Here is a 10878-nt window from a genome sequence, read left to right on the forward strand (position 1 = left end):
CCCAGGACCCAGGACCCAGGACCCAGGACCCAGGACCCAGGACCCAGGACCCAGGACCCAGGACCTTTAGTCCCCCCCATGAAACCCAATGCCGCTGGCGGCGGTAGGGTGGAACAGGGTACTGTAGAGTCGCTGGGCAAAGCCATCGGTCATGCCGGAGATATAATCGGCGATGATCCGGTGGGCATTTTCGCCTTTGTCATTGCATTGGCGCCAGCGTTCTCGGGTATTTTCCGGTAGCAGGCGTTCGGGATCCGAGGCAAAGGCCTCAAACAATTCCATCACCAACTGCTGGCCCTTGTATTCCAGTAGCTGGATATCCGGCTTGTGGACCACATATTGGCTGACGAATTGCTTGAGCACTTCCAGCACTTGCTCCATCGGTTCAGATAAAAAGGCATTCCACTGCAATAGTGGGTCTTCGAAGCTATCGATACCGTTCTGGATAGTTGGCGCTATTTGGATTGACGTTAACAGGGCGTTGACCATGGCACCGATAGCGTCTTTGCGTTGGTGGTGGGTGCCAAACAGCTGGTCACTCAACACGCCGATGCGCTCTTCGATCCAAGGCTCGCCGCAATCAGCCAGTTTGCTGGCGACGGCTTCCTGCCACTGCTCACGAGTCACAATCCCCATCACGATAGCATCTTCCAGATCATGAACACCGTAAGCGATATCATCGGCGAGTTCCATGATGGAGCAATCTAGCGATTTGAAGCGGGTTTTTAGGTGCTCCCTCGGTGCTGTGCGTTCGCCGCGCATTTTGCCAAAAAGCTGGCGGTCGTGTTCAGACAGTGGTGATAGTACCCAGTCGAAGGTCTGGCTGTCGTCGTTGTATATCCCCTTGGCCGGATACCAATCTTTGGCCTTGAGGTGGCGGAAGTGATGGACGTCAGCAGGCAACTCAGTCGCACGGGTATGGCTGATAAACGCTGGGTATTTCAATAGCCCTAGCAGCGTACGCCGTGACAGGTTCATCCCGAATTGCTCGGTATACGGCTCAAGCAGGGTGACAATCCTGAAGGTCTGGGCATTGCCCTCGAACCCACCGTGCTCACGCATCATGTAGTTCAGGGCAACTTCACCACCATGACCAAAAGGTGGATGGCCGATATCGTGGGCCAGGCACAGGCTCTCCATCAGGCTGTTTGATGGCAGCAAATCACGAAATTCAGGTTGTTTGATTTTCAGTTGGGCGACAATGCCGGTGCCTATCTGAGAAGCTTCCAACGAATGGGTCAGGCGGGTGCGGTAGAAGTCGTGGTGGCCCGCACCGTGGACCTGTGTCTTGGCCTGCAGTCGGCGGAAAGCGGCGGAGTGTAAAATCCGGGCACGGTCACGTTGATAGGCCGTGCGATGATCGTTGCGCCGCATCTTTTGTTCATTGCTTTTACGCGCTTCCCATTGCTGGTTGAATGCATCACAGAGGGAGATAACTGACATTAGCTGATCTCATCTAGGGTTAGGTTGAAACTGTCTACAAAGGTCTCGAGGAAATAGCGCATTTCCGGGGTAGAGCGGTCGTGCAGGGTCTGTTCTAGATTGTTCTTGGCAGAGGTGAATTCGTGGTTACCGACATTGAGCTCTTCTAAACACTTGAGATAAGCGCACAAGCTGTCAGCCTGCTTAACGATGGCATAGTCCTCTTTGTCTATCTTATGGCTGTCGAGAAGCGGGGCATAATCGTCGTGGAACTCTTCTGGCAGCATTGAGAGGAGTTTCTGCTCGGCAGCAAGCTCAATCTTTTTGTATTCTTCAGCGATGGCTGGATTGTAGTATTTGATCGGGGTGGGCATATCCCCGGTCAGGACTTCGCTGCAGTCATGAAACATAGCCAGCAGCGCGATGCGCTCTGGGTTGGTATTGCCATCGAACTTGCGGTTTTTGATCAGGGCAAGGGCGTGGGCGACAAACGCGACCTGTAGGCTATGTTCTGAAATGTTTTCGGCTTCGACACAGCGCATCAACGGCCAGCGCTGGATCAGTTTCATTCGAGCAAGGTGTGCAAAAAAATGGCTTTGTTTCATAGCGGTACTTCTTGACGGACAGAACAGGTAACAAAATCAATCACCTTTTAAAGGTAACAGAATTTACCGCTGAGCAAACGAGAAATGTTGGGAAACAGGCTAGAGGCCAAGGGCAAGAGCGGCCATAGGCTAGAGGCAAAAGCGGGTGAAAGCTATGGGCTATGGGAAAAGAGGCAAGTGGCCCTAGGCTAGAGGCTGTGGGGAAAAGTGGTTTGAGGTCCTAGGCCCAGGGCTAGTAGGAGCAAGGGCGGCTAGTGGAGAAAGGGCAGGATGTTGATATTGATATCCTGCCCTATAGTATTCTGAATCGCCAATCTACTGACGATAGTTATGAAGGAAGCGCTCCAGACGGCCTATCGCCATTTCTAGGTCATCAACCCGTGGCAGGGTGACGATACGGAAGTGGTCTGGTTGCTTCCAGTTAAAGCCTGTGCCATGGACGACCAGCACTTTTTCCTGCTGTAGGAAGTCCAGTGCGAAACGCTGGTCATCAATGATGTTGAACTTCTTCTGATCCAGTTTCGGGAATAGGTAAAGTGCGCCTTTGGGCTTCACGCAGGACACGCCCGGGATAGAAGTCAGCAAGTCATAAGCACGGTCACGTTGCTCAAGCAGACGACCACCAGGCAGGATCAGTTCATTGATACTCTGATAGCCGCCGAGCGCGGTCTGAATAGCATGCTGCATCGGAACGTTGGCACACAAGCGCATCGAAGAGAGCATTTCCAGTCCTTCAATGTAGCTCTTTGCCAGGTGCTTAGGGCCAGACAGCACCATCCAGCCAGCACGGAAACCGCAGACTCGGTAAGATTTCGACAGGCCGTTGAAGGTGATACAGAAAACGTCTTCGGCAAGCGGTGCAATCGAGGTATGCTGGGCACCTTCGTAGAGGATCTTGTCGTAGATCTCATCGGCAAAAATGATCAGCTTGTGCTGGCGGGCGATTTCGACCACTTCCAGCAGGAAGTCTCGGCTGTATACCGCACCTGTTGGGTTATTCGGGTTGATCAGCACGATACCACGGGTATTCGGGGTGATCTTGCTGCGAATATCATCCAGGTCCGGATACCAGTCTGATTGCTCGTCACAGGTATAGTGCACGGCTTTACCGCCGGAAAGTGATACAGCAGCCGTCCACAATGGGTAGTCAGGTGCCGGCACCAGCATCTCATCATTGTTGTTGAGCAGCGCCTGCATCGCCATCACGATAAGTTCTGATACACCATTACCGATGTAGACATCCTCGACATCCAAATCAAGCATACCGCGTTTTTGGTAATGCTGGACCACCGCTTTTCGTGCTGAGTAAATACCTTTGGAGTCACAGTAGCCCTGTGAGGTCGGCAAGTTACGGATCACGTCCACCAGAATTTCATCAGGGGCATCAAAACCGAACGGCGCAGGGTTGCCGATATTGAGTTTGAGAATCTTGTGCCCTTCCTCTTCCATGCGCTTGGCATGCTTCAGAACGGGACCTCGAATGTCGTAGCAGACATTGTTGAGTTTTGATGACATCCCGATGTTTTGCATTATTGGTGGTATCCTGTTTCAAGCCTTTAATGACAACAAATTACACTATAAAACCTTAAAAAATAAACACCCTGTAGGGATAAGTAGCGTAAAATAGTGGTTTGTATAATTAAATTCTATGTTGTCAGGTGTGATCCACTGGTTGGTTGGCAAAACAGGGGCTAATTCCCTCTTTGAATAGAATAAAATATTACAATGCAGGGAGTTGTTGGATATTTCAGCAAAAAATGATGGCATTTAAACCGAATTTGTCGATATTGGCGCCAAAATAATATCTGGTCACAGGACTAATCTTGCCAAGCAGGAACACTTGGCCCGGAGCAGGGAAATGTGATGAGATATGAAGATTCATGTTGAGTCATTACTTTATTAGTCAGAATGCGAGTTCTGGGGTAGAATGCCAGCATTCGGTATGTGGTCTATTGCTTACAGCTGTATGACTTGCTGGGGGACCACATATAGGGCGAAAGATGCTAATTGATTAGCCATTTACCATCAGCCAGGGATGAGCCAATTCTGTGCTTGAGAGCTGAGTGAGGTTACCTTGACCGCGTTACAAAAAGCCGTTGAGTTACTACTTGAAAAAATTCGACAATCCACACCAACAACTCAACGAATTACGGTAAAGCTGGATCTTCCGGCCAATACCGATCTGATTGATTGGATGGAATCCCAGTCCCTGTTTCCAAAATTCTACTGGCAATCACGCGATTGCCGAGAGGAAGTAGTGGCGCTTGGGCAAATCAAAACATTCACCGATCCAAAAGCTGCCGAGAAAATTCTGTCTGACGGACAGCGTATTTGGGGAGGCCGTTCGTTTGATGGCCGTACCCAGCGCAACAGGCGTTGTATGCCTTCTTTTTTCTTTTTACCGGTACTGGAAATCTTCCGTTTGGACGGCGGGTGGAATGTTGCAGTGAACTTGTCTGAGGAAAGTCGCGGTAAAGTGACTGACGCTTTGGCCCAGTTGACATTGGATACTGCAGAAGTGCCTCAGATCAGCAGCAAGATCTTAGGGCGTACATACAGCCCGGATTTTACGGGTTGGTCACAAATGATCGGCAATGCCCTTGAAGCTATCTCTAAGAAAGTGTTCGAGAAGGTGGTTCTTGCGCGCAAGACGACCCTGACCCTTGATACACCGGTATCTCCGGCTCAGCTACTCAAAGCAAGCCGTGACAGCAACCACAATAGCTTCCACTTCATGATGGCCCTTGATGCCAAGCATTGTTTTGTCGGTTCTACCCCTGAGCGCTTGTTCCTGCGCCAGGAGCAAGATCTGCAAACCGAGGCACTGGCCGGTACGATTGGCCGTGGTGCTGATATTGCTGAAGATGACCGTTTGGCGCAATGGTTGCTGGACGACAACAAAAATCGTTATGAAAACCGTCTGGTCGTGGACGATATCGTTGATCGTTTGGTGCCGCGCTGCATTAGTATGAATGTGGCCCAGACGCCGGAATTGATCCGCCTGCGCAAAGTGCAGCACCTCAAGCGGGGTATCGATGCCCAGCTCAATGACGGGGTGGAAAACTCGGAGCTGCTCGACAGCCTCCAGCCTACAGCGGCTATTGCCGGTTTGCCGCGGGATAAAGCCTTGGACTTTATCAGTGAGAACGAACCGTTTGCCCGTGGTTGGTATAGTGGCGCGGTTGGCTTTCTGGGAGCCCGCCGTAGTGAATTCTGCGTCGCGATCCGCAGCGCCTTGATCATGGGTGATGAGCTGCACTTGTTTGCCGGTGCGGGTATCGTTCCGGGGTCGACTGCTGATAGTGAGTGGAAAGAGCTGGATCGCAAAACCTCGACCCTGTGCAGCTTGTTAGCAAGCGATGAGCCTGATTGGGAGCGCCGGACTGCATGAGCAATGGGGTATCGACACGCGCAGCCTTGAACCAGTTGTGGGCAGGGCTGATGCTCGAAGAATTAGTGCGCCACGGGGTCAAGCATATCTGTATTGCCCCTGGCTCGCGCTCAACACCACTGACACTCGCCGCGGCTAAAAATGGCAACCTTGCCATCCATACCCATTTTGACGAGCGTGGGCTGGGCTTCCTTGCTCTAGGGCTTGCCAAAGCAACCAATGAGCCTGTAGCGGTTGTGGTGACATCAGGTACTGCGGTGGCTAATTTATTACCTTCCGTTGCCGAAAGTGGCTTGACGGGGGAGAAGCTGGTACTGCTCACTTCTGATCGTCCTGTTGAGCTGATTGACTGCGGGGCCAACCAAGCAATCCGTCAACACGGCATTTTTTCCTCCCATGTCGCCGCATTTGAAGCTATCCCGACACCATCTCAAGAAATCAGCCCGGCTTGGTTGCTATCAACCGTCGATAAGGTGATGAACCAGCAATCCCAGCGTGGTGGTGCCGTACATTTCAACTGCCATTATCCAGAGCCACTGTATGGCGATGAGTGCGATTTCTCCAACTATCTTCAACCTGTCCAGCATTGGCTGTCAGGAAAAGAGCGTTTCACCCAGTATATCGATGCACAAAGGAACGGTATCGCTTTTGATGCCTGCCACTGGCAATCGTTGCAGGGCAAAAAAGGGATTGTGGTTGCAGGCCGAATTGCCCCAGGGGAGTGTGAGGCGGTTCGCACGCTCGCCTCTGCATTAGGCTGGCCGCTGCTGGCAGATCCGCAAGCCGGAGGGAGCAGCGACTGGGCTGGGTTTGATGTTTGGCTGCAAAACGATGCCTGCCGTGATTACCTCAACCAGGCTGAGTGTATCATTCAGTTCGGTGGCCGGTTGGTCTCCAAGCGCCTGGGACAATTGCTCGGTGCAAAGCCGTGGCAGGACTATTGGCTGGTGGACCCATTGTCCGTTGCACTTGACCCTAGTTTTGCCGTAACGGCCCGTATACAGGCTAATGTGGCTGGATTTGCCGCTCTTCTTACAGAAAGTACCGCATCTGCCAATGCCATTCACTATGGATGGGCTGACAACCTTAAAGTTGCATCAAGTCAATGCCTGGCGCTGGTCCGAGATAAATACACCGAGCTTAACGAAGTCAGCCTGACGGCGAATATGATGGATTGGGTCGGCCGGGATACCTCACTGTTTTTGGGCAACAGCCTGATTGTACGCCTGTTGGATATGTGCGGTAGGATGCCGCAAACAGCAACTTTCGCCAACCGTGGTGCATCAGGTATTGATGGTTTGATAGCTACCGCTGCGGGTGTACAGCGTGCGGTTGAACAACCGATGCTCTGTGTCTTGGGTGATACCTCGTTGCTGTATGACCTCAACTCGTTGGCCCTGCTCAAAGCAGTTAACCAACCTCTTGTGGTACTGGTAACTAACAATGATGGTGGGGCTATTTTTGACTTGCTACCGGTGCCGGATGCCCAGAAAGACAGCCTGTACCGGATGCCCCATGGCCTGACTTTCGAACATGCTGCGGGTATGTTTGGGCTTGGCTATGCTTGCCCTACGACGCTGGGCGAAGCCAAGCAAGCTGTCCAAGATGGTTTGGCAACGGCGGGGGCGACTCTTGTTGAAATCCAGACCCCATCAGGGGAAAGTGGTGAGTTGTTGCGGGCGGTGTTCAAAGAGATCAAACATGCAACTTTACTCTGAAACATACGGTGCGCCTGCTACTGCAGCAGGCGAACTGGTTGATACCGATACTTTGCCAACCCTCGTCTTTCTGCACGGCTTGCTCGGGTCAGGCCGTGACTGGCAGCAGGTTGTTAACCAGCTGAGCGCTAAATATACCTGCCTGACCGTTGACCTGCCTGGCCATGGCCATAGTCGCCTACTACAGGCGGCAAACTTTGAACAGACCAGCCAATGGCTATCAGAGACGTTGGCTGCCAGGGGGATAGAGCGCTATGTTCTGGTGGGGTATTCGCTCGGGGCGAGGGGCGCGATGTTTCATGCCTGCCAGTCGGCGGTGTCAACACCGGTATCAAAACTATGCGGGTTAATACTGGAGGGTGGTCATTTCGGTTTGCCATCAAGTGATCGGGCAGCAAGATTGGAAAACGATCAGCGTTGGGCGCAGCGGTTTGCCAATGAACCTATTGCCGAAGTGCTAGCCGATTGGTACTTGCAACCGGTATTTTCATCACTGAACTATGACCAAAGACAAGGTTTGATTGCCAAGCGCAGTGATAACCTTGGTGCATCTATAGCACATATGCTACTGGCTACATCGTTAGCCAAACAACCTCTCCTGCAATCCCAACTCACCGGGCTACCTATACCCGTGCATTACCTTTGTGGGGAGAAAGACAAAAAGTTTACGCTTCTGGCTGCTGAGTCCGAACTCTCTTTTCAAGTCATTGAAGATGCTGGCCACAATGTTCACGTTGAACAGCCATACTCCTTTGCCAGGGCCGTAGACGACTATATTTCAAGAACAATATTTAAAGATCATTCTCTTAATAATAAAGCAGATGGAATTTTATGATGCGTAGCGCGAAACTTTACCAATATCAGCTTCCTATGGACTCTGGCGTGATCCTCCGTACCCAGCGACTGGTTAACCGCGATGGTTGGGTTGTCGAACTGCAGGACGGGGATAAGAAAGGGTATGGTGAAATTGCGCCATTGCCTGAATTCAGCCTAGAAACAGCAGAGCAAGCTGGTGAACAAGCCAAGGTATTGCTGGAGCAGTGGGTTGCGGGTCAGGCGCTAGATCTTGCTGATGCGCTTCCATCTGTTGCGTTTGGCCTGAGTATGGCAGAGCTTGAGCTGCAGGGCGGTTTGCCACAAGCGGGTAACTACACGGTAGCCCCATTGTGTGCCGGAGACCCGGATGATTTGGTCATCGCACTCAATAACATGCCGGGCGAGAAGGTTGCCAAGATCAAAGTGGGCATGTACGAAGCGGTTCGCGACGGCATGGTTGCCAATATGTTTATCGATTCCATCCCGGGGATTCGCTTGCGCTTGGACGCCAACCGTCAATGGACCCCACTAAAGGCCCAGCAGTTCGCCAAGTATGTGAAGCGTGAAAACCGTGGTGGTATTGCCTTCTTGGAAGAGCCTTGCCAAACACCGGCAGACAGCTTGGCGTTTGCCCAGGAAACAGGCATTAACATTGCTTGGGATGAAACCGTGCGTGATGAAGGCTTTGACGTCAAGGCTGAGCCAGGTGTGGTGGCAATTGTGATCAAGCCAACCTTGGTGGGAAGTGTTGAGCGCTGTATTGAATTGGTTAAGCAGGCCCATGAAAACGACCTAACCGCTGTAATTAGTTCAAGCATGGAAACTAGCCTTGGCCTGAACCAGCTAGCTCGTTTTGCGGAGTGGCAAACGCCGGGTGTGATTCCTGGGCTTGATACCATGCAGCTATTCCAAAGCCAGCTAGAAACACCGTGGCCTGAGTGTGAATTGCCGGTGACAACATTGGCTGAACTGGACGTGGTATGGTCCAAGTAACATCTGATACCCCATTGAGTTTGCCGGTGGAAGAAGTGGCTGATATGACGTTTTCCACTTGGCCTTGGCAATACTGGGCAAAAGAGCGGCCGTCAGCGGTCGCTCTCTCTTTTGCAGGACAGCAATTTAGTTGGGCTGAGTTGGCCGAACGGGTTGATGAATACGCCCAAGGTTTGGTTGAGCAGGGGCTTAAGCGTGATCAACTGGTCGCTGTGGTAGCGCCTAATTCGGCATCGGTGATTTGGTTGCTGCTTGCTGTTTTACGTGTCGGTGCCCGCTATGTTGGCTTGAACCCTCGGTTGAGCCAGCAGGAACTGACCAGCCAGTTGGCCCAACTTGAGCCTGACTTTGTTTGGTATCCGGCCAAAAATAACTATGCAGATCAATGTGGGTTGGCGCTTCTCCCTCGCTTGCAATTACTGCCTCCGCAAACTCCTAGAATGGTCCCTGTGACGTGGCAAGCGACACGGGCTGCGACATTGACTATGACCTCAGGCTCTACCGGCCAGCCCAAAGCGGTTGTGCACAGTGCCCAAAGTCACTTGGCGAGTGCGGCGGGGCTGTTAAATTGGATGGCGTTTGAAGCCGGTGACAGTTGGTTGTTGTCACTGCCGCTATTTCATATTTCAGGCATGGCAATTGTCTGGCGCTGGTTATACCGTGGTGCCCAAATGGTCGTTGAACCACCGCAAGAGCTAGAAGTGGCCCTGAGCAAGGTCACTCACGCATCATTGGTGCCGACCCAACTTCAGAGGCTTTTGGACAATAGCGATATTGCTGGCTTGTCTTTGAAACGAGTATTGCTTGGCGGGGCAATGATCCCGGTGAGCCTTACCGAGCGCGCCAAGCAAGCGGGAGTCGAGTGCTGGTGTGGTTATGGTATGACGGAGATGGGCTCGACTGTCACGGCCAAGCTTGCCGATAGCAGTGCGGGTGTTGGTGCTGTTTTGCCAAACCGTGAGTTGGTGCTCAAAGAGGGTGAAGTCCTGGTAAAAGGCAAGACCTTGGGAATGGGCTACTACCGTAACCGAATGGTTTTTCCTTTCTCGGAACAAGACTGGTTTGCAACCAAGGATCTGGCCATCTGGCAAGACGAGGAGTTGTTTATCCTTGGCCGTAAGGACAATATGTTTATCTCTGGCGGTGAAAATATCCAGCCGGAAGAGATTGAAAAAGTCCTCTTGTCCCATCCTGAAGTCCAGCAGGCTTTTGTTCTGCCGGTAGATGACACTGAGTATGGCCAGTGCCCGGTGGCCATTGTCGAGACCGCTAACGAGCTTGGTGCCTCCCTCCAAGATGAGTTGGCTGCGTTTATGAAGGAGCAGGTGATGGGTCTTCGCCGGCCGGTGAAGTACTTGGCTTTGCCTAGCCATTTCAGCTCGGGTGGGATCAAGATATCTCGCAAGCAGTTGGCCGAATGGTTGTCCCAGCAACAGTAATTCACAGAAAAGGCCAGAGGTATATGTCCACTGGCCTGACTGCGACGGTAATTCAGAGAAGCTAAAGCCACCTTGCTAATCAAAGCGCTGATTGCTGATTGGAAAGGCTATTTATGAAATCCGAGGGAAAACTCGGTTTATCAATTTGCTCTTAGGCTAAGGAAATACGATAGGGTGCAAGGTATTATTTCTCTATCAAGCCACTAATGACCTTGAACATCCCTTCTATTTTTTTAGGAGCCTCATTGATGTAATTTAAAATATTTGCTTCTTCTTCTGAAGTGAACTCTCTAAACTCAGTAGAAGCTATATCTGATGCAGTTACAATTCTAGAGCTACCTATTCCCACATCTGATAAGATACCTTCAATTTTATGGGAGTTAGATTTTAATGCTAAAAATGGTGTTAAAGTTTTTAACGAGAAACAAAGAGAATGATACCTAGCAATGATCATGAATTTTGAACTCGCTATCTTATTTACATAACTATCGTAA

9 protein-coding genes are annotated in these 10878 nt (G+C 51.4%); 5 read left to right on the forward strand and 4 right to left on the reverse strand.

Annotated features, from left to right (window positions below; genetic code table 11):
* Nucleotides 1–66 precede the first annotated feature (66 nt).
* The 3 genes from BIZ37_RS26920 to BIZ37_RS26930 form a co-directional block, all read right to left on the reverse strand.
* A complete protein-coding gene (locus BIZ37_RS26920) occupies nt 67–1443 on the reverse strand; it encodes an anti-phage deoxyguanosine triphosphatase (protein WP_187464148.1) in 1377 nt (458 codons plus the stop codon).
* Nucleotides 1443–2027, reverse strand: coding sequence for a 5'-deoxynucleotidase (yfbR, locus tag BIZ37_RS26925; RefSeq protein WP_187464149.1), 585 nt, complete (start codon nt 2025–2027; stop codon nt 1443–1445). Before yfbR ends, BIZ37_RS26920 begins: the two co-directional genes overlap by 1 nt.
* A 315-nt stretch (nt 2028–2342) precedes the next feature.
* On the reverse strand, nt 2343–3557 hold the full coding sequence (locus tag BIZ37_RS26930; RefSeq protein WP_187464150.1) for a pyridoxal phosphate-dependent aminotransferase: 1215 nt from the start codon (nt 3555–3557) through the stop codon (nt 2343–2345).
* A 544-nt stretch (nt 3558–4101) separates the two neighbouring features.
* Between BIZ37_RS26930 and BIZ37_RS26935 the strand changes: the two genes are divergently transcribed.
* Genes BIZ37_RS26935 through menE form a run of 5 tightly spaced genes read left to right on the forward strand, consistent with a single transcriptional unit; the run spans nt 4102 to nt 10384 of the window.
* The gene (locus tag BIZ37_RS26935; protein WP_187464151.1) at nt 4102–5418 is read left to right on the forward strand and encodes an isochorismate synthase MenF; all 1317 of its coding nucleotides are present in this window, start codon (nt 4102–4104) and stop codon (nt 5416–5418) included.
* Nucleotides 5415–7136, forward strand: a complete 1722-nt coding sequence (gene menD / locus BIZ37_RS26940) for a 2-succinyl-5-enolpyruvyl-6-hydroxy-3-cyclohexene-1-carboxylic-acid synthase (RefSeq protein ID WP_187464152.1) — start codon at nt 5415–5417, stop codon at nt 7134–7136. Before BIZ37_RS26935 ends, menD begins: the two co-directional genes overlap by 4 nt.
* Nucleotides 7120–7971: a 2-succinyl-6-hydroxy-2,4-cyclohexadiene-1-carboxylate synthase gene (menH, locus tag BIZ37_RS26945; protein ID WP_187464153.1), complete on the forward strand. Its 852-nt coding sequence runs from the start codon at nt 7120–7122 to the stop codon at nt 7969–7971. The genes menD and menH overlap by 17 nt, the downstream gene beginning before the upstream one ends.
* Entirely contained in the window at nt 7971–8945 is a 975-nt protein-coding gene (menC, locus tag BIZ37_RS26950; protein ID WP_187464155.1) for an o-succinylbenzoate synthase, read from the forward strand. Before menH ends, menC begins: the two co-directional genes overlap by 1 nt.
* Complete coding sequence (gene menE / locus BIZ37_RS26955) at nt 8933–10384, forward strand: o-succinylbenzoate--CoA ligase (RefSeq protein WP_222939849.1); 1452 nt, start codon at nt 8933–8935, stop codon at nt 10382–10384. The genes menC and menE overlap by 13 nt, the downstream gene beginning before the upstream one ends.
* Nucleotides 10385–10568: 184 nt before the next feature.
* Here menE and BIZ37_RS26960 read toward each other — a convergent pair.
* A partial coding sequence (locus BIZ37_RS26960; RefSeq protein ID WP_222939850.1) for a hypothetical protein occupies nt 10569–10878 on the reverse strand: 310 nt, incomplete at its 5' end.

Origin of the sequence: Photobacterium sp. BZF1, assembly GCF_014349205.1 — a bacterium.
Lineage (GTDB): Bacteria > Pseudomonadota > Gammaproteobacteria > Enterobacterales > Vibrionaceae > Photobacterium.

Coding starts and splice junctions, on each gene's coding strand:
- menE (WP_222939849.1), top strand. CDS start 8,933: ATGGTCCAAGTAACATCTGATACCCCATTGAGTTTGCCGGTGGAAGAA.
- yfbR (WP_187464149.1), bottom strand. CDS start 2,027: ATGAAACAAAGCCATTTTTTTGCACACCTTGCTCGAATGAAACTGATC.
- menC (WP_187464155.1), top strand. CDS start 7,971: ATGCGTAGCGCGAAACTTTACCAATATCAGCTTCCTATGGACTCTGGC.
- menH (WP_187464153.1), top strand. CDS start 7,120: ATGCAACTTTACTCTGAAACATACGGTGCGCCTGCTACTGCAGCAGGC.
- BIZ37_RS26930 (WP_187464150.1), bottom strand. CDS start 3,557: ATGCAAAACATCGGGATGTCATCAAAACTCAACAATGTCTGCTACGAC.
- menD (WP_187464152.1), top strand. CDS start 5,415: ATGAGCAATGGGGTATCGACACGCGCAGCCTTGAACCAGTTGTGGGCA.
- BIZ37_RS26920 (WP_187464148.1), bottom strand. CDS start 1,443: ATGTCAGTTATCTCCCTCTGTGATGCATTCAACCAGCAATGGGAAGCG.